At 68.3% G+C, this 18,385-nt stretch carries 15 protein-coding genes; 6 read left to right on the top strand and 9 right to left on the bottom strand.

Annotated features, from left to right (window positions below):
• The first annotated feature begins 299 nt into the window (after positions 1–299).
• Entirely contained in the window at positions 300–1,364 is a 1,065-nt protein-coding gene (locus AB0B28_RS02015) for a hypothetical protein (RefSeq protein ID WP_360114958.1), read from the top strand.
• 102 nt (positions 1,365–1,466) lie between these two features.
• Here the strand turns inward: AB0B28_RS02015 and AB0B28_RS02020 are convergent, their stop codons facing one another.
• The 3 genes from AB0B28_RS02020 to AB0B28_RS02030 form a co-directional block, all read right to left on the bottom strand.
• The gene (locus AB0B28_RS02020) at positions 1,467–2,168 is read right to left on the bottom strand and encodes a sensor domain-containing protein (RefSeq protein WP_360114961.1); all 702 of its coding nucleotides are present in this window, start codon (positions 2,166–2,168) and stop codon (positions 1,467–1,469) included.
• Positions 2,169–2,668: 500 nt separating this feature from the next.
• Positions 2,669–3,403, bottom strand: coding sequence for a hypothetical protein (locus tag AB0B28_RS02025; RefSeq protein ID WP_360114964.1), 735 nt, complete (start codon positions 3,401–3,403; stop codon positions 2,669–2,671).
• 60 nt (positions 3,404–3,463) lie between these two features.
• Complete coding sequence (locus tag AB0B28_RS02030; RefSeq protein ID WP_360114967.1) at positions 3,464–3,988, bottom strand: hypothetical protein; 525 nt, start codon at positions 3,986–3,988, stop codon at positions 3,464–3,466.
• A 271-nt stretch (positions 3,989–4,259) separates the two neighbouring features.
• On the opposite strand from AB0B28_RS02030, the gene AB0B28_RS02035 reads away from it, so the two are divergent.
• Entirely contained in the window at positions 4,260–4,991 is a 732-nt protein-coding gene (locus AB0B28_RS02035) for a hypothetical protein (protein ID WP_360114970.1), read from the top strand.
• Between the two features lie 63 nt (positions 4,992–5,054).
• Here the strand turns inward: AB0B28_RS02035 and AB0B28_RS02040 are convergent, their stop codons facing one another.
• Entirely contained in the window at positions 5,055–5,678 is a 624-nt protein-coding gene (locus tag AB0B28_RS02040) for a GNAT family N-acetyltransferase (RefSeq protein ID WP_360114973.1), read from the bottom strand.
• Positions 5,679–5,799: 121 nt separating this feature from the next.
• Positions 5,800–8,010, bottom strand: coding sequence for a hypothetical protein (locus tag AB0B28_RS02045; protein WP_360114976.1), 2,211 nt, complete (start codon positions 8,008–8,010; stop codon positions 5,800–5,802).
• A gap of 720 nt (positions 8,011–8,730) precedes the next feature.
• Between AB0B28_RS02045 and AB0B28_RS02050 the strand changes: the two genes are divergently transcribed.
• From AB0B28_RS02050 to AB0B28_RS02065, 4 genes are all read left to right on the top strand, one after another.
• Positions 8,731–9,534 carry a hypothetical protein gene (locus AB0B28_RS02050; protein WP_360114979.1) on the top strand — a complete coding sequence of 268 codons (804 nt, stop codon included), beginning with the start codon at positions 8,731–8,733 and terminating at the stop codon, positions 9,532–9,534.
• 231 nt (positions 9,535–9,765) lie between these two features.
• The gene (locus AB0B28_RS02055) at positions 9,766–10,653 is read left to right on the top strand and encodes a hypothetical protein (RefSeq protein ID WP_360114982.1); all 888 of its coding nucleotides are present in this window, start codon (positions 9,766–9,768) and stop codon (positions 10,651–10,653) included.
• Entirely contained in the window at positions 10,650–10,967 is a 318-nt protein-coding gene (locus AB0B28_RS02060) for a hypothetical protein (protein ID WP_360114985.1), read from the top strand. Before AB0B28_RS02055 ends, AB0B28_RS02060 begins: the two co-directional genes overlap by 4 nt.
• Before the next feature lie 118 nt (positions 10,968–11,085).
• Positions 11,086–11,676, top strand: coding sequence for a TetR/AcrR family transcriptional regulator (locus tag AB0B28_RS02065; RefSeq protein ID WP_360114988.1), 591 nt, complete (start codon positions 11,086–11,088; stop codon positions 11,674–11,676).
• A 66-nt stretch (positions 11,677–11,742) separates the two neighbouring features.
• Here AB0B28_RS02065 and AB0B28_RS02070 read toward each other — a convergent pair whose 3' ends face one another.
• Genes AB0B28_RS02070 through AB0B28_RS02085 form a run of 4 tightly spaced genes read right to left on the bottom strand, consistent with a single transcriptional unit; the run spans position 11,743 to position 17,980 of the window.
• A complete protein-coding gene (locus tag AB0B28_RS02070) occupies positions 11,743–12,891 on the bottom strand; it encodes a M23 family metallopeptidase (RefSeq protein WP_360114991.1) in 1,149 nt (382 codons plus the stop codon).
• Positions 12,888–13,412, bottom strand: coding sequence for a hypothetical protein (locus AB0B28_RS02075; RefSeq protein WP_360114994.1), 525 nt, complete (start codon positions 13,410–13,412; stop codon positions 12,888–12,890). Before AB0B28_RS02075 ends, AB0B28_RS02070 begins: the two co-directional genes overlap by 4 nt.
• 3 nt (positions 13,413–13,415) lie before the next feature.
• Positions 13,416–15,299, bottom strand: coding sequence for an MFS transporter (locus AB0B28_RS02080; protein WP_360114997.1), 1,884 nt, complete (start codon positions 15,297–15,299; stop codon positions 13,416–13,418).
• Between the two features lie 56 nt (positions 15,300–15,355).
• A complete protein-coding gene (locus AB0B28_RS02085; protein WP_360115000.1) occupies positions 15,356–17,980 on the bottom strand; it encodes an ATP-binding protein in 2,625 nt (874 codons plus the stop codon).
• Positions 17,981–18,385: the final 405 nt, after the last annotated feature.

An 18,385-nucleotide genomic window follows, 5' to 3' on the forward strand; every position in this document is an offset into this window, starting at 1 on the left:
ATGGGCACGAACCTCGCCCCGGCCCCTTCCGCCTCATTGGTGACGCCTGGGACTGCGCATTGCGTCCTGTCGCACACCCTGTGCGATCGGGGCTGGCGTGGCGGGACTACGATTCTTTCCCCGGCCCTCTGCGCGCCCGCGATCCCTCAGGCGCGCAACCCGCCCCGACGGACCCCCGCCGTGGCCGGCGGCGACGCCGTACCGAGAAGTTCAGGCAGCTAAGAGAAACGCTTCTACCCGAGGTTCAACGTATGGCGAACGCCAATGCAGTGCAGCTTTGGACGCTCCGATGCTCCGTGATGCTCGCGCCCGTTCCGGTCGTGGAGCTGTCCGGGGTCAACCGCCTCTGGGGCTACGGCCTCCTCTACCCCGCCATCGCCGCGACGTGGGCGACGAGCCGCTGGCAGCGCCGCAGGCGCGCCCGCGCGCAGCGCGATGAGCAGCGGTCCCGTTCGGGTTTCTGGGACGCGGAGGGCCCCACCACGATCGGCATGGCCGTCACGGCCACTGTGGACGCTGAGACGCATGACCGCCGCGACCGCGCGATGAGCAGCCTGGTGGCCTCGATCCAGAACGAGGCGCTCGACCCGGACCTGCGCATCCAACTGATTCAGGACCTGGTCGACTTGGGCGGCAAGGACATGGCGCAGCGGCTCGCGCCTGTAGCGGTGACGTCTGAAGTGGACGTCGAGGTGCGTCTCGAAGCCGCCGAGCACATGAGCCGCTTCGATCTCGACGACGCCTCGCGGGCGCTGGAGTCGATCGCGGCCGATGCCGCTGTGGCGGACAAGTATCGCCTGGACGCTGCGAACGCGCTGGCCGACTGCGCGCGTCGGGCGGCGGGGATCGCTCTGATGCAGTTGGTGACCGATGACAAGGTCAGTGAGTACGTGCGGCATTCGGCGGCGAACACGCTGCGGCGCGTGAACCGGGACGCGGCGGCGATGGCGTTGCGGCACTTGGCGATCGCGCCGTTGGTGAGTGCGCGGTTGCGGATCATCTGCGCTGAGCAGCTCGCCGACTTCAACTCCGAGGACGCCGAGAACGCGTTGTGGCGGTTGGTGAAGGGCGTCGAGGCGGTGATGGACCATCACTTGGGGATCGACGCGGCCGAGGCGATGCACGGGATCAACCCGGAAGTGGGGATCGAGGCGTACTCGGTGCTGGCGGTCGATTCGTGCATTCACTGGTCGGGGCGGATCGAGGCGGCCTACCGGCTCGGGCGGCTCGGCATTCGCGACGGGTTCGACATGCTCAGCGACTTCGCCTGCGCCGCTTCGGTCGCCGACGTGTACGGGCTCGCCGCGCTGGACCGGCTGTTCCAGCTGGAGGTCGAATCGGGAACGCTCGACCCGGAGGACTAGTCGAACGACGAATGCGATTGGCGGGGTGTGCGCTATGCGCACACCCCGCCAATCGCATTCGTTCACGACCTCGCGCGACGGTGGCCGTTCGAACGAGCCGACTTACACCGTCGTCAGGCGCTCCTGGATCCTCACCACCTCCGCTTCGGTCACCGCCGAGCGGATCTCGTGGTGCGGCGTGTCTGCTTCGGACAGTGAGGCCAGGAGGGCCCGGCCCAGGCTCGCTTGCGTCAGGGCGAACAGGCGCAGCAGCAGCGGCAGGAGTGCGGCCAGGACCAGGCCTCCCAGGACTGCCAGCGTCGAGACCGCCAGGTAGGAATCGCCCCAGCCGAGCCAGCGCGTCGCGTGCTCAATGCCGTCGGCTTCGCCGGTGGCGCCGCGGATGATCCAGGAGTACAGCGGGTAGGTCAGCGAGGCCAGGGTCGCGGCCCACATCGTCAGGGCCACAACGAAACCGGTGATGGCGAGTGGGAAGTTCACCAGGCCCCACAGCAGGTTGAGCCAGGACTGGCCGTCGGCGATGGGGGAGAGGAAGCGGCGCAGGCCGGTCTTGTCGGTGTGGCGGTAGTGGGGCGCGGGGACGGGCTGGCCGAGGACCGCGGCGAGTTGGAGTCGGCCGGCCGTGGCCAGGCCCCGCATGGCGTAGAGGGTCGCGGCGAGGATCGGGACGCCGATCCAGATGACGGCGGTGCCGAGGCCGGCGGCGAAGCCGGCGATGGTGATGACGAACGCGGGGATCGCGATCGGGAGCGAGGAGAGCAGGTAACCGGTGTCGGTGCGAAGCTGCTTGAAGATCGTGTTCATGTCTTCAATCCTGGCCGCCGCGGCGCCCGGTTCCGAGCCTGCGAGCAGGCATTTCGCCGGTAGGGTCTGCCCTACCGTGAACCGGGGGTCCGTGGGGCACAGGTGCGGCCCGGGTCGTTGACCTCGACACCGGGCCGCTATGTGCCACATGTTGCCGCTTCGTCCCGTACGGGAGTCGTTGAGGCTGCTGCTAGCATCGCGCTCTGCCATTGAGCTACCGCCGCATGTGGTGCGGCGGGAGGGATTCGAACCCCCAACCTTGATGTCCCAGAGAGACTCCTCGCGGGTCGCGCGGCGTGGCGAATACTGAATCTGGAGCGAGCGTCTACTGCTTCGCGGCCTGCCTCTACCGTTTGGGCTACCGCCCCGGACGGTCGCGCCGGGACGGGAGGGACTCGAACCCCCACTCGGGCCGCGTTGTATTGCGGCTGAACTTCAGTTTCAGTGTGTTCGGCGCTTGCGCGCCTCCCCTGTCGCTCAAAACAGGGGGTCTAGGGGGCCTATTCGCCCAGGAGGTACCCGAAGACCTTCGCGCCGACCTTCTCGTCGACGACCTCGGTCCCGTTGGCCTCCTCCCGCGCGAACTTGACGGCGGTCTGGAGCTTCTCGACCCGCTCGGCCAGCTGCGTGACGCGCTTGGCCGGGGCCGCACCGGAGAACTTCACGGTCGTCCAGTAGCCGACCGGGATGTCCTCGTAGTACACCTCGACCTGCGCCGGGTGCTCCTCTGTGGCCTCGGCCTTGACGTGGTTGCGCGGCACCTTCTTGGTGCGCACGGTCTTCACCGCGTCGGTGGCGTGGCAGTCGGCGGCGTCGTTGAACGTCCACGACTCGGCCGCGTCCAGCACCGGCAGGGCCCTGACGAACGTCTGGAGTTCCCCGAGCTGCTTCTCCAGGAACAGGAGGTAGGTGACCGGGACGTCGGCCACGAGCGTCTCCCCGTCCACCACGATGTCAGCGGTCGCGAGCGCGTTCGTGCGGTCCTTTGTGGCCACCACGTCGAACAGGCGGGTCAGCGCTTCGGCCACGTCCCGCAGCTGCTCCTCGACGCGCCGCTGCACCTTTGTCGACTCGGGCGGCAGCTGCTCGCCCTCCTCGTCCTTGGGCTGGTAGGTGCGCGAGATGCCCGACAGGAGCGGCGCCTTCGAAAGCTCGCGCCCCGCTTCGTTGAGTACGCGGGCGGCTTTGGTCTTGGTGGACTTCTCGATCGCGATGATCTGGTTCAGCTTCGTCACGGGGCTGTCCTCACTTTCGGGCTCCACCATAGGGAGCCGGTGCCACCGGCGGCAAGGCGTTTAGCGGTCGCACCACCATTTCGATTTGTGGGACGAGAGGAAGCACATGACGAGGATGGGCAGCACGATGGCGACGCAGTCGAAGTTGATGTAGATGAAGCCGGTAGGGCGGGCGAAGTCGATCGCCGAGACCAGGACCGCGCCGAGCGCGCACTGGAAGACCAGGCCGACCGCCTCGAGCGCGATCGCGTACGTGCGGGCCGTGGCGCTTCGGCGGTAGATCCGCATGGCGAGGATCCCGCGCATGATCGCCCACGCGAGGGCTTGGGCCCCGATGGCGGTCTGGAGCAAGGGTGCCCATTCGGCCATGACCGGGTAGGCCTCGCTGTACGCGCTCGGATCGGTCACGAGGAGGGTCACTGCGTTGATGACCGTCCACACTGAACCTGCGAACAGCACCCACATCATGATGAACGCGGTCAACGTCAGGCCCGGGATGCGCGGCGGGCGCATCGGGTAGGGGACGTGGCCCAAGTAGGGAGGCGGGCCGTCGTGGATCGGGTACTGCGGCGGGGGCGTGGCCACGGGGACTCCGGGTGCTGAGGGGGCGAGGGTGCTACCGAGTGTATTCGGATCCGGTGCCCGGCAGGGTCCGCGCTTGGTGCGCGGCCCGTGCCGGGCCGGGGTTCGGCGGAGGTTTTCGGGTGGGTATGGGCGGGGTACCCTCCATGCGGCCTGAGTGTCGTCGCGGCCACGGACCGTCCTCCCGGTGCCTGAAAAACGGGAGGAAACGTGCTGAACCGGGCGGTCGCGAGGGCTCCCATGCCCGGATGCCGTGGTGGGAACGGAGGAGCACATGATCACGCGTTTGGCCGAGTCGCTCGGGTACCGGGTGACAGAAGTCGAGGACGGCGACGGCACGGTCTCGATCGGCGGCCACGACGGGGCCAGCGCGCTGCGCATCGGGTGGCGACCGCTCATCGTCGAGGGCTACACCGGTTCGGGCTCGATCGACCGGTTCGCGATCCGCACCCGCGACGCGGTCCTGCGCGCCGCGCTCCGCGGCCTGCGCGAACGACTTCGATCCTCCACTGAGGACCCGGTCGAGTTGGCGGGTCCGATCTTGGCGCTGCTGCAACCGGGGCACTACGGGGTCCGGGTGTGGCGCGACGCGAATGTCCACATCGAACCGTTCGGGGAGAACGAGACCGCCTGGTGGTACCCGTACGAGCCGATCGGCACCGAAGGCACCGCGGTCATCCCCACCGATGCCTGGCCGCCCTTGGACGACGCGACCGTGGCCGCCTACGCCGAGGCGATCGGCCGCGGGGAGCGACCGCTCGCGGTCGCGTTGCGCTCCGAACCGCCGGGGGACGAGCAGGACTGCGTCACCTTCCTCCTCGACGGCCACCACAAACTCGCCGCCTACCGCCGGGCCGAGGTCAACCCGCATTTCCTCGACATCGCGCGCCTGGCCGACCGACGCCCTTGCACCCCAGAGGATCTGCGCGGCGTGATCGACGGCGACGAGAAGCTCGGCGCCTCGGCCGCGAAGCTCATGCGCTACCTGGAGGACCGCCGAGGCTGAACGAGGGCCCCTCTGGCGGGGGAGGTGCGCTGATCGGTGACAGGAACCGCGAATCCTGAGCGATCACTCCAGTGGCACGCCGCCGGGGCGGTCGGTCGCCTCGAGTAGCGCCGCCGCTTCGGCGTCGGTCGGAGTGTCCCCTTCGGATGCTTCGAGGTATTCAGTCAGGAACGCCCGCAACGCCTCTCCCGCGAAACGGTCGGGCGCGGGTGTGAATGGCGTGTCGGCGTGGAGGACGAGCAGCAGCATGCCGCGAATGCGCCCTTCGGGGCCGCCGATGCCCGGCTGGAAGTACGGCAGGTCCAGGACCTTCGCTCCGGCCGACCTGTAGAACGCCAGACGCCTGCGCGGATCGCCATGCGCCGCAACCTGAGCCACCGCATCGGGCGACTCGATCTCCGCGACCACCGCGCACGGCGCGTACCGCTCGGCCCACGCCGCCACCGCCTCGCCCAGCAGCCTCCCGCCCAGGCCCGCGCCCCGCGTGCGGGCATGGACGGCCAGGTAGGTGAGCAACTGGATCCGCGAGGCCGCCGACCAGCGCCCGAACGCCGCCCCCGCCGCCTCGCCCGCCTCGTCGACCGCGACGAACAAGCTCCCCTCGCCCGCATCCAGCGACGCCGCGATGCTCGACGCAGGCTCCAACTCCCCGGCCGGGAACGAAGGCGCGAACAGCTCGTCGTACACCCGCGCCACCAACGAATCCGGCCGCCGCACTTCAACAATCCGATACTCCACAATGCCCCCCGACCCACCAGTATCGGCGAGCCCGACCCCGCAGGGGCCCGTTTCCGGATCGACACCGCAGCTATAACCGTTCGAGCCGCCGCCTCCCGCTGGCGCCCGACCAGACCCAGCGCGCGAACGTCACCGGCAGCTTCACCGCATACCAAGCGGTGGAACGGAACCCGTTGTAGTTCACCCACCGGCCCATCACGTACACGACCGCCCAGAACACCACGAACCCGGCCGTCAGCCCCCACGCCTGCGGCGTCCAGAAGCCCGCGGCCTGCCAGATGCTGATCGCCGCGCAGATGCTCAGCGCCGACACCGCCGCCGTGGTCGAATCCCGCACGCGCTGCTGGCGGTCGCCCTCCCACCGCTGCAACGTCGCCTCCGACTGGTCGGCCATGACCTCGTTCAGGCGCGCCTGGAACGTCGCCAACTGCTCGTCGACGCCGCTGACGGCCAGCAGCCGCCGCAACGCCGCCGCGTTCGAGGGCGAGCGCAAAAGCGAGGGCGAATGCAGCAGCGCGATGACCCGCCGCGTCTCGTTCTCGAACCCGAGCATCCTCGTCCGCGCGGCCTTCATCGCCTCCAGCTGCGCCGAGCGGTCGGCGCCGACGCGGTGGTACTCGTTGATGAACCCCGTGACGTCGGCCCGGTAGGCGTCGAGCTGGTGATTCCACGCCGCGAGCGTCCCGCTCAGGCACGCCGTGAACTCCCCGATCGCCTCCATGTCGCCCGAGATGAAGTTCGGGGCGTCCAGCGCCGCGATCACCGTCGTGTTCTCAGTGGAGATCAGCAGGTCGCCTTGGTTGCGCTGGTTCCAGATCCGCCTGCTGTGGTCGTCGGAAAGCCGCACCCAGTCCCACAGCGACTCCTTCGCGTCCGGCGCCGAATGCAGCAGGACCGAGGACCCGACCAGGGTCAGCAACCGGTGCCCGTCCTGGACGAGCGGCCGGTCGACCTCGCTGTGCCCCTCGAACTCGTGCCGCCGCTCGCTCGCACGCAGGACCCGGACGATCACATGAGATCGTCCTCTATGGACTTCAATTGGTTCGCGTTGGGCTGGGCCGGTGTTGAGCTGCTCGGGGAGTTGCCGCAAGATCACGTCTCTTGCGAAGCGCGCCAAGCGATCCCAAGTCTTGCCTTCGCAGTCGACTTCGATGCGGCCGTGCTCACGGGCCGCGCGGAACATCGCCGCGTGCAGCTCGCTGGGGTACATGTCCTCGACCGACCGCTCCAGGCGCAGGCAGTGCACACCCAAGGGCGAGAGGCGGATCGAAGCCGCCAACTCCTCCGTCGTGTCCTCGTCCACCCGCAGTCGCACCTTCGGCAGTCGCAGCTCCATGCCGTCGAACCGCTTGCGCTGCTCCAGATGCGGCTCCCAGATGTCCGCATGGGCCGTGAAATGGTCGAGCACCGCCGTCGGCGACACCACCGCGCCGCCGCCCTGCACGAAAGCGGCCCGCAGCCGCGCCGTGATCTCGTCGTAGTCCAGACCCGTCACGCCGAAAGGGAACAGGTACACGATGCGGCCCTCGTCGACCCGCATCCACGGGCGCTTCGCCTCCTGCGCCTCCTGGAGGCGCTCCAGGGCCTGCCGGTGCGCGTTGAGCTTGGACAGCTCCACTGAGGAGAACGCCCACTCGTTCACCAGCCGACGCAGGTCCCGGCGGAACTCGAACCGTTTGTGCTTGCCCGCCGACTTCGCCGCCAGCGCGCTGTTCGCGACCCGCAGTTGGACGTGGTACTGGTGGCGGACGGCGACCTCGCTGAGGACGTAGGCCGCGATCGGGCCCGCGAGGGCCTCGGCGCCGCGCATCACCTCCTCGCAGGAGGCGATCACCGACTCCAGTGCCGCCTCGTAGGCCTTCCGGGAGCCGGTCTTGAGCCGGTCTTCGAGCCCGATTTCCTCGCGCACCAGGGCGCACAGGCGCAGTGCCAACGCCACCAACGGATCGGGGTCGGTGTCCACCGCCCAGGCGCGGCGGGCCACCGTCTCGAAGCCGATCATCGAAGAGGTCAACAGGTCCACCCGGTAGGTGTGGTTCCAGGCCCGGACGGTGGAGTAGTGGACCCACAGGCACAGCAGCGCCTGGTCGACGCTCGTCCGGGTCAGGTGCGTTTGGCGTTCGAACTCGGCTTCGGCGCGGGCCATGAAATCGGCTTCGGCGTCGCCCGCGGCGCGGGCCTTGCTCTCGGCTTGGAGGCCGTTCCACACGAAGCAGTCCCGCAGGGTCTGTGTGTCGACCCCGCACCTGACCTGGAGTTCGGCCTCAATCCTGGTGTGCACCTGCGGATCGCGAGCGGTGAGCTGAAGCGCCGCCTCAGCTACCCGCGGCCCCGGCACCTGTGCCGCCTCAGTCGCCCTGGTCTGCACAGCGAACCACCTCCTCCAACCTCGCCCCAGCCTAAGCCGCCCGCGCACTAAAGAGGGCCCTCACCAACTCGCGCAACTGAACGTCGACCCCGAGGAATTGCGCGCCCACGCGAAGGCCAAAAGGGCCATGTTCGAGCAGGACCAGCTTCGATCGGGCTCAGCGGCGCTCGATGATGTTGACCGGATGTACGTCGAGTACACCGAGCCGGACGACTGTGGTTGTGTTGGGCGCGTGGACGCGGATGTGCCTTCTGATGGGGGCTGGTGGTGGCAGCGGGTGCCCGAGCGCGGTCTGGTCAGGGCAGAGTAGGAGAAGTTCTACGGGCATCCCACGGCTTCGCGGCTGTGAGTGGAAGGTGGGAGTTGTTGTGGGGGGTGGGGGTGGTCGCTTAGGGTTGGGGGATGGGTTGGCGTGGGGTTTTGTTTGGGCGGCGGCGGGTTTGGCGGCGGGGGTTTGGGGGGGCTTCCTCTTCCTCTCGGGGTTTCTCTTCCTTTTCTTCTTCCTCTGGGGCTCGGGGGGGCTCTTTGGGGTTTGTTGGGGGGGATGGGCAGCGGTACAAGGTGGTTGCCGTTGATGAGGGGGGTCAGGGGGAGCATGTTGATCCGCCGCGGAAGTGGGGGCGGGCCCTTGCCTTGGTTGGGGGTTGGGTTGTTCTTGTTTTTGTTGGGGCTGGTGTTGCGCCTGGGTTTGCCGCCTCTGGGAGTACTCAGAATGAGGATCCCCGAGACGAAGCCGCGACCGACGCGAAAGGCGCGGCCCTTCGGTATCTTCGGTATGGCTCTAATGAGGACCTTGACCGTGCCAGCGCCGCTCTCTGCGATGGTGCCTCTCCCGAGCTGACCCCCGCCGACCTCGACGCGATCCGGCAGGGCTACGCCGAGCAACTCGGCGGCATCACCGATGTCGATCCCCAACTCGGTGAACCCGTTCCGGCCGACGGCAGCATTGTTTTCACCGGCACGGTCGACTATGTCGCCGAAAGTGCGCAGCGCACCGCAGAATTCATCGTGACCGTTCAGGAAGACGACGGCACCTACTGCGTCTCTGACGCTGTACAAGTCAAAGAGGACCCAGGCCCCGACACCGATGGCACCTCACCGGAAGTCGAAGACCCTGAAGTTCTCGCCAACCGGTACCTGACCCACATCGTCGGCAACCGCGACACCGCCACTGCCTCGGCCATGCAATGCCCCGCCTACTCGGGCATCACCCTCGAGGACTTGACTGCGGCCCTTGACGAGTGGGAGACCAAGAACGGATGGCGCACCGGCAGCTCGCTCGGGGCCGAGTCCACAACCACCGAGGGCCCTGTAACAGTGCTCACCATCGAGGTCGAGCTGGAGGGTGACATCGCGGTCGACCGATACACCTTTGAAGTTGGGGTGCAAGGGAACTGCGTCGCATCACTTGAAGGTGCAGAGGGCCTTTTCGGCTAAGCCTGAAGGTGAAGTCCCCTTATGTTTCACGACACTCCGTGACCGGTGGTTGACAATCCAGCGATGTTCGCTCACCATTTGGTCAGCGCGTCCCGAATGCGTCGCTAGACCCCCGACGTAGTCGGGGCGCGCCACCAAACTTCATACGGCCGATTTTTCATCGCCGCCCGGTGGCCCTGTCGCCAAACTGAGTCCACCGGGCGGCTCCTAGAAACAAGGGAGCAAGCTCCGTTGTCGTCTACGACCATACGCCATTCCGGGCTGTCCGAAAACAGCAAATCCGGGCCGAACGCGAACCAGCGGCCCGGCGTTCCCGCCTACCTTGAGCAGGTACTTTACGCCTCTCCCAGCGACTCCGACTCGCCCGGCGCGTACCGCTACGACCCCGAGTCGTACGACCCGACCATCCCCGACTCCGACCCCCGCTCACCCCGATACGAACCGCCGCACCTCCGCCACCAACCAGGCGACACCTGGATCATCGACCGCAACCGCCCCTACGACCCCGCCGACCCCGGACCCTACGGCTCCCCCGGTTGGTACCCCGACCAACGCACCGGCCGCCACCGGCGCGGCGAACTCCCCGACGCCATTCCCGACTCCGACACGGGTTCCGGTCCCTCCATCAACCCGGCCGCCAACCGGCGACCCTCGCCCGGCCCCACCTCCGCAGAGCCCGAATCACCCCGGAGCCTGCGCGGCCGACCCGGCGGCGACCCGCCGCAACCACCTTCCCGCCCCCGCAAGCGCTACTGGGGCGAGGAAGACGACAACCGCCGCTACGACTTCGGCAACCTCCGCGAACAAGCCTGGACCCGCTTCCTGCGCGAATCCCAAGAACTCCACGCCGCCAACCTCACCCGCCGCACCGACGCCGACCGACCCTGGACCCGGATCTGGAGCGCCCTGTACGCCTTCATCCTCCGCGTCCTCACACCCACCCGCCGCACCGCCCGCCAGGAGGCCGCACCCGCCACCGTCAAACTCAAGATCGCCTCTCCGCTCGCCGCGATCCCGCAGCAGACCCCACACCGCGACCGACCCGTCAATCCCTACCTCGCCCAATGGGAACGACATTTCGACGCCGCCCACGGCTTCCGCGAGGCGGTGGCCCTGTGAGCTTCGAAATCGACTGCTCCCCAAGCCGCGCAACGCAATACGCCCTGCCCAGAGGGGTGACGATGATCGGCGGGCGGCTCCTGCACTTCGAGCCGTTCGTACCCCAAGCGCGCCTGCGCATCACGATGCGCATCCCCGGCGAGCCGTGCTCCGAAGCGCTCGGCTCGGTCATCCATCTGAATTCCGACAAACCCGCCCTGCGTGTCTGCGCGCCTCTGGAGGTCGAGTGGGCCACAATTCATATGGCTGAGATCGTCGACGAAGCAATCCGGGTTTGGGCATCCTCCATCACGGTTCGTCATTGCGACGGTTAAGACGAGCTCGGCAAAGGGTCGGCGCATTGTTGGGGATCATGCGCCGGCCACTTCTCTGCCCCGGATCAACCCCGCGGGGCCGTGACGCAGCCGGCAAACCCTTGTAAATGGTGTGAACATGACCTTGACTCCCGATTACATCGCTTCCGCCGCAAAGGAACTCATCATCGAAGGCGGCAGTGAGGGGATGAGCATGCGCAAGGTCGGCGACATGCTGGGCACGACCCCGATGGCCGTCTACCGCCACTTCCCCAGCCGCGAAGCGTTGCTGACCCGAGTGGCCGAGGACCTGTTCGAAGACACCTACGAACGCTTCTGCGTCTTTCCGATCCCGCCCGACCCCGTCGAAGCCCTCCACCGGGCCGTGGACGACCTGGTGCTCCTCGCCTTGGATCGCCCCGGCCAGTTCTCGTTCATGTTCCTCGAACCGCGCCCCGGCGCTCGGGACTTCCCCGACGACGTCGACAGCGGGCGCTCGCGCATCTTCGCCCTGATGACCGGGCCGATCGACGACGGGATCGCGAAGGGGCTCTTCGCCCCCAGCGAGTCCTGGAAGATCGGGCTCAGCCTCACCGCCAACGTGTACGGCCTGGTGACCCTGCTTCAGGCCGGGCGCTTCGCGCTCTCGAACGACCAGTTCCGGGCGCTGTGCCACGATTCCCTGGACATGCTGCTCACCGGCATTTTCATCGGCGGCGGCAGCGACTGAACGGCACTCGACCTGGTGCGCCGCCGATGAGAACCGCACTCGGGACCTACGGAGCTGTCCTGAGCCTCAGTCGAGCGGCGCGCCCATCTGGTTCATGAACGCCACCGGGTCGACCGCGCCGGCGGCGCTGCGGTCGGCGTTGAGGTGCGTCTCGAAGTGCAGGTGGGGCCCACTGGACCGGCCCGACGAACCCACATAGCCGAGGATCTGACCGGCCTGCACCACATCGCCTTCCTTGACCAAAGGCGCAGAAGCGAAGTGGCAATACCTGGTCAGGTAATCCCCGGCATGCAGGATGTTGACGTACCAACCGCAACCGGCGACCTCGGGCGAGCCGTCGACATCGCATGAATAGGGCTGGCCGTAGAGGCTCGCATTGCACTCGGAGGTGATGACCGTGCCGCTCGAAGCCGCGACCACGGTCGCGCCCCTCGGAGCCCCGATGTCCACGCCATTGTGGGTGGGCCGCTGCGGGGTCTGGAAGCCCGAGTTCACCGGCCCCTCCACGGGAATGATCCAGCCCGAGGCCGAGAGCTCACCCGGCTGCGCGCAGGTGCCGAGACTGGTGTCGACGGCTGAGACCCGAGCGCCACCGCCGGTCAGGGTGTTCACGATGTCCGTGGCGAGGGGCTCGTGCTTGGCGTACGCATCGGGGAACGCGGAGATCTGGACCCGTTGCGCCGCAACGGTGAGCGGGAGGGTCTCCCAGTTGTCGATGGTCAGCAGCTTGTCGTAGAACTTGGTCGAGGCGTACACCGGGTCGGTGACCTGCTCCGGAGTGCCCCAGCCCGAGGACGGGCGCTGCTGGAACAGGCCCTGCGAGTCGTGGTCGTTGCGGTCCCCCAAGTGACCCAGGTTGGTCAGGCGCGATTCCTGCATCGCGGTGGCGACCGCGATGATCCAGCCGCGCGCGGGGACCTCCATGTCCTGGCCGACCGAGATGATGATCGCGGCGTTCTGGATCTGCTCCGAGGAGTAGGGGCCGATCTCGGGGAACTCGGAGTCGGGGTCGATCACGACGTTGGTGCCGCACCCGGCGAGGATCACGCTGCCGTCGTCGTCGCTGGACTGATCGGACAGCAACTGCACCACCGAGACCACGACCCCGAGGCAGCAGACCATCGCCACCGCGAGCGTCCACATCAGCGGCCGGAACCGCTTGGGGATGCGCCGCCGCTTCGCGCTCGGGTCCACGGGATCGCCGATGGTGGTCATGACTGCTCCCAGTCGATCGCCGAGACGAGCCAGGCGTTGGGGCCCTCGACCATGGTGAGCGTGAGGGTGCCGGTGTCCATGGGGATCGTGACCTTGGTGCCCTCGGCTTCGGGTTCGCCCTCGATCTTGGTGGCGGGCACGGAGATCGGGTCGACGCCTTCCATGAGGTCGGCGCGCTCGGCGGTGAGGTAGGGGGCGATCGAGTTGTGCCAGCTGTTGGGGCCGTAGCCGTTCGGGTTGAGCCAGGCCGCGGTGAAGGCCACCGCGCGGTCAACGGCCTCCTGGGGGAGGTCTTCGACCGCGAAGCAATCGTCGCCGTCGCAGGCCTCGGTGGCGAACCCGTCGTCTTCGGTGATGGGCTCGGAGGTGCGCTCCCCTTGGGTGCCTTCGCTGTTGGATTCCATGCCGTCGAGCGGAGTCTGGCGGCGGTCGTTGGCCAGCGCGATCGCACCCAGCACGAGCACCAGGATGATGACGACGATCCCATAGCGGGAGAAGATGATCCGGAGGGCGCGGTTCATCTCCTAGTCCCTTCTCATAGGCCGGTAGACCTCTCCGGGGCCCGAGCCGCCGACGCCGCCGCCGGTGGAGGTCGCGGTGGTACCGGAACTGGTGGAGGTGGTGCCGGTGTTGCCCGAGGTGGCCTTGACCGGGCGATCGGCGGGCCCGGCTTGCTGCTCGGGGAGGGTGTCGCCCTTCCTGCGGGTCGAGCGGATGGTGTCGCCGCTCTCCTCGGGGCGGGCGTCGCTGCGGCGCTGCGCGGCGCGTTCCCGTTCGCGCTCGGCCTCGCGTTCGGCGCCGCTGGTTCTGCGACCGAGGAACGCATCCGCCGGGCCGCCCCCGCCGACGAGGCCTGCGATGCGACGCCCGGGTCTGAGCAGCAGCCAAGCGGCCACGCCCAATAGTCCAATCAGGACGACTTGGAGCCAGATGGGCATGGTGGTGCCCAGAATCCTGCCCGAGGCCCACACATAGATCACGGCGGCGAGCGAGAAGATCGCCACGTTGATCACGGCCCCGAGCACGGTGTTGACCAGGCGTTTGAACGGCCCGCCCGCTGGGCGAAGCAGCGCGATGGTGCCGATGATCGGCAGGGCCACGATCGCGAAGCGAACGATCATGAAGCCGAGGATGATGAGCACCGAGGCGGTGAGGTCGAAGAGCGAGAAGAAGATCGCGGTCAGCAGGGCCAGAAAGCCGGTGCCGGTGCGTTCCCAGGCGCGTTCGCCGCTGAGGTTGGCGTACGCCTCCGGGTCCTCGGTCTGGATCTGAGCGGCGAGCTTCCGCCAGTTCTCCTGCTTCTCTTCGATGAGGTCGTTGCGGTAGGTGGGGGAGTCCTTGGCCTGTTCGTTCTCTTGCCACGAGAACGCCTGCGCCGCAAAGAGCGCGGGCCCGTACTTGTAGGCCGAGTTCGACTCCAGGACCACCGGGTTGCCATCGGTGTCCTCGACCGGTTCGCCGTTGCGCTCCTGGAACCGGACCTCTTCGCCCTGGCCGAGCATCGTGCGCAGCCAGTTCTGATAGAGGACCTGCCCGGAGACGGTGTCGGAGGCGACCACGGCTGCGGAGCGGGTGTCGATGCAGTAGTTCGGGTTCGCCTCGTTGGCTTCCTTGAGCCGCTCGTACTCGGCGCGAGAGATGCCGGTCTTCCTGGTGCAGCCCTCAGTGGTGTCGTCGCTGATGAGGACCACGCTCAAGTCCATGCCGATCGTGAGCGCCTGGTCGGTGTACTCGGCGGCCTTGACCGGCCAGCGCACGACGGTGGTGACCAGGACGAGGATGAGGACGGCCCATGCGACCGTGGTGACCGCGTTGTTCATGTCGCCCTGGCGGGAACGCCACAAGAGGTAGATGCCGATGAGGCCGATCGTGACGGCCCCGAAGACGGTGAAGACCTGGCGGTAGAGGACCTCGGTGCCCTGCTCCATGAAGCTGTTGGACCAGCCCCACATCGTGTCGGGCTCCCACGCGGCCTGGCGCATCGAGTTCGCCGCGCCCACAGTGGCCACGGAGAGGTTGAACTCCATGTTGGCCAAGGCGTTCGCGGTGTCGGCTCCATTGGGGATGGTGACCGACTGGGTGCACTGGCCGCCGATACTCAACTCTTGCGAGCCGTACATCGGGAGTTGATAGCCCGCGTAGCCGTAGCGGCTGTAGGTGCCGATGCCCTCGCTCTTGTCGAGGTTGCCCGGGTCGGCGAACCAGCCTGCCATGCCCGAATCCGGGGAGGCCGGTTGCGGCGGGGCCTTGCAGTTGGTGTCGGGGGCGTCCGGGAGCTCGTCGATGCACTGGGACCAGTAGGTGTGCCACTCGTAGTCGCTGCACCCGTCAGCCTGCGCGCTCGCAGTGCCGGGAGTGAACACGAGCGCGCCGAGGGCGGCCGTCAAGGCGATCAGTATGGCGCCCAAGCGGGTCGCCAGCTTGCGTCGAGGGGGGCTCAAGTCTTCTTCGGTGGAGGGGTTGCTCACTTTTCCTCCCCAGGCGTGGTGTTGAGGTATTCGAGCAGGCCGCGGACCCAGCCGAAGTCGGCGCGGATGCGTTGGACGCGGCCGTCCACGTCACGCATCACGAACTCGCGGTAGGGGAGCTTGCGGGTCTCGGCAGCGTCCACTTCGGACAGTGAGGCGAGCACGCTCTCGTAGCCGACGCCGGTGGGGACCCGGAGCAGCTTGAGCGCCTCCTCGGCGACCTCGGTGTCCTCGGCGATGCGGCCGACGAAGACCGTGCTCACCAGGTTCTGTACGTCAAGACCCAAGATGTCCTTGGGGTTCTGGCTCGCCACGAGCGCGGCCAGGTTCCACTTGCGAGAGTCGCGGGCCAGGCGCACCAGGAAGCTGCGGCCGGACTTCCAGCCCTCCATGAAGTGCGCCTCGTCAAGGCCGACGAGCTTGCGGCGGTGCATGTCCCCGCCGTAGGCGCGGCGCACCGCGAGGCGGTGGGCGGTGTGGAGCATCGGCAGGGCCAGGGCCTCCTCGGCCGACCAGTACTCGCGCTCGATCCCCAAGTCGGGCAGGCGAAGGCCGGACATGGTGATCACGGTGAGCGCCGTGTCGTCCTCCAGCACGCCCTTGTCCGGGGTGCCGAAGAACAGCTTCGCCAGCGGCATCTCGGCGGTGTCGAGCAGGAGCGCGGCGAGCTCGGCGCCGTCGCCGGAGACGTGGTCCTCGGCGTCCTGGAGGGCCTCCACAATGTCTTCGAGCGCCGAATCCTCTTCGGCCGGAACATGACGGGCCGCATGGCGCAGGAGCCGGGCAGTGCTCGCCTCGCGCTGGACCTGCGGCGGCAGGAGCATCGCGCAGATGTCCTGCACCAGCATCCGGCGCTCGGAGCGGGCGTTGGAGACGGCGATGTCGTACTCGCGCTGGCCGTCAGGGCTGTCCTCGTAGTGCTCGCGGCGCGGGGACGGGATCAGCGCGTACGGCGCGAGGGTGCCGTACTCGGAGCCGGTGAGGTTGAGGACGCGCGAGAACGGCTTGAGCTCGGGCATCTCGCACAGCTTCGCGAGCGGGCCCGACGGGTCGAGCAGGGTGACCTGCACGCCGCGCCTGGCCGCGAGGTAGCCGATGGCGCCCATGAGCGTGGACTTGCCGCCGCCGGGCTCGGCCACGAACACGCTCAGGCCGGACTTCTCGCGGACCTCGGTGGCGAAGTGCAGATCGAGGAAGACGGGCCTGCGGCAGGTGCCCGCGGTGCGTCCGATCAAGTCGCCGCGTTGATCGCCCACAGTGGACGCCGCTTGCGGCAGGGCCGCGGCGAAGAGCTTGACGGGCATGCGGCGCACGTAACCGGTGCCCGCGACCGGCTCGCCGGGGATGAACTCGCGGGCGAGCCAGTCCTGGTTCTTGGGGTGCTGGAGCGAGATGCGCATGTCGCGCTGGTACATCTGCATGAGGGTGCGGGCGCGCTCCAGGCACTCCTCCTTGGTGTCGGCGGTGACGGCGAGGCGGTGCCAGCCGTGGGCGCGCGCGGCGTCGATGGGCAGGCCCGTGGTCATCTCGTCGCCCACGCCCAGGGCGCGCTCGGCGAGGCGCTGGAGCTCGGGCGGGGCGTCCATCGCGTGCTCGTCGTAGTCGCGCTGCTGGCTGCGGATGAGGCGCAGGCGGTGGTCGAGGTCGCGGAAGGCCTCGCCGGGGCCGAGGATGTCGATGCGGCTGGAGAGCTCGACCGGCCAGGGGCAGCGCTCGTGGAAGTGCAGCCACGGCTCGTGGCGCTGGGGGATCTCCAGCTCCTCCATGCGGCCCACGGTGAGGACGGCGGTGTGCTTCTCTTCGCCGGTGAGGCGGTTGACGAGCTTGACGGTGGAGCCGTAGGGGCTGCGGTAGCGCTCGATGGACTCGGTGAGGGCGAGGACGTCGCCCGCGTCCCAGTCGGCCTCGGTGCCCGAGAGCAGGCGCGGGGGCTCCATGCCCAGGGCCACCGAGCGGTAGACGAGGCCTTCGAGCTCGGCGGTGGTGGCGCGGCGGGCCCGCATGCCGAACGAGCCGAGGACCTCGTCGAACTGGAGGCTGCGCTTCTCGATCTTCTCGCGCTCGGAGAGGCGGGTGCCGCGGCCGAACATGCGGCCGACCTTCTCGCCGAGCTGGTCGAACGCGCCGCGGCGGGAGAAGGTGATGCCGAGGAAGGTCTCGCCCTCGGCGTGGGAGAGCTGCTGGAGGTGCCTCTGGGCGGCCACGAGGTGGTCGGCCCAGCTGGTGCCGCCGGGGACGGTGCGCAGCGGGCGGGCGGTGTGGCGGTCGACGGTGCGGGCCCACTGGTCGGCCGGGAAGGGCCGGGTGGTGCGCCGCAGGTGGACCCTCATGCCCGCGAGGCCGGCGAACTGCTCGGCGATGGCCACGATGAGCGCCTCGCGCTCCAGATCGGGGCGGAAGGACCAGCGGACGCCGGGCAGGGCGTACCAGGCGGTGACCGAGGCGGGCGTGAAGGTCACGTGGCCGGCGATCTCGGTGAGGCTCAGCTCGCGGAGCGGCTGGCGCTCTTTTTGGGCCGCGATGGGCTTGACGCGGGCGGGCTTGTCGGTGGTCTCCAGGACCGCTGTGGGGGCCTTCTTGACCGGGACGAGGTCTTGGCCGGGCACCCGTTGTGTGGTCATTTGGGCAGAGGGTTGGCGACCTGTGGAAACACCTCTGGGTGCCTGGTCAACAGGCTGTGGATAACTAGGGGCCGGTTGTGGATAACTTCCGTTGTTCTGTGGATAACCCTGTGGATTACCGCTGGTGGGGGCCTGTGGGTACTGCTGTGGACGAGCCTGTGGATAACTCGGCTGATTCTGTGGATAACCCTGGGGATAACCCTGTGGACGAACCGTCGAGGGAGGGGTCATCGACGCAGGTGGGGTGGCGTGTCGGGCCGGGTCCACTGGGGACGCGGGCTGGGGCGGGTTGGGGGTTGACAACGGGGCCGACTGGGGGGCCGGACTGGGGGCGGGCGGGGGCTGCGACGGCGGCTGAGGGGCTTTGAAGACAGCGTCAGCCAGAGCCGTGGCATCGTCGCCGAG

The sequence above is a fragment of the Glycomyces sp. NPDC046736 genome (assembly GCF_040645615.1).
GTDB lineage: Bacteria > Actinomycetota > Actinomycetes > Mycobacteriales > Micromonosporaceae > Glycomyces.

What these genes read in the sequence shown, in the direction of transcription:
- AB0B28_RS02085 (WP_360115000.1), bottom strand. Translation starts at nt 17,980, where the DNA reads ATGACCACACAACGGGTGCCCGGCCAAGACCTCGTCCCGGTCAAGAAG.
- AB0B28_RS02035 (WP_360114970.1), top strand. Translation starts at nt 4,260, where the DNA reads ATGATCACGCGTTTGGCCGAGTCGCTCGGGTACCGGGTGACAGAAGTC.
- AB0B28_RS02065 (WP_360114988.1), top strand. Translation starts at nt 11,086, where the DNA reads ATGACCTTGACTCCCGATTACATCGCTTCCGCCGCAAAGGAACTCATC.
- AB0B28_RS02020 (WP_360114961.1), bottom strand. Translation starts at nt 2,168, where the DNA reads ATGAACACGATCTTCAAGCAGCTTCGCACCGACACCGGTTACCTGCTC.
- AB0B28_RS02075 (WP_360114994.1), bottom strand. Translation starts at nt 13,412, where the DNA reads ATGAACCGCGCCCTCCGGATCATCTTCTCCCGCTATGGGATCGTCGTC.
- AB0B28_RS02015 (WP_360114958.1), top strand. Translation starts at nt 300, where the DNA reads ATGCTCGCGCCCGTTCCGGTCGTGGAGCTGTCCGGGGTCAACCGCCTC.
- AB0B28_RS02070 (WP_360114991.1), bottom strand. Translation starts at nt 12,891, where the DNA reads ATGACCACCATCGGCGATCCCGTGGACCCGAGCGCGAAGCGGCGGCGC.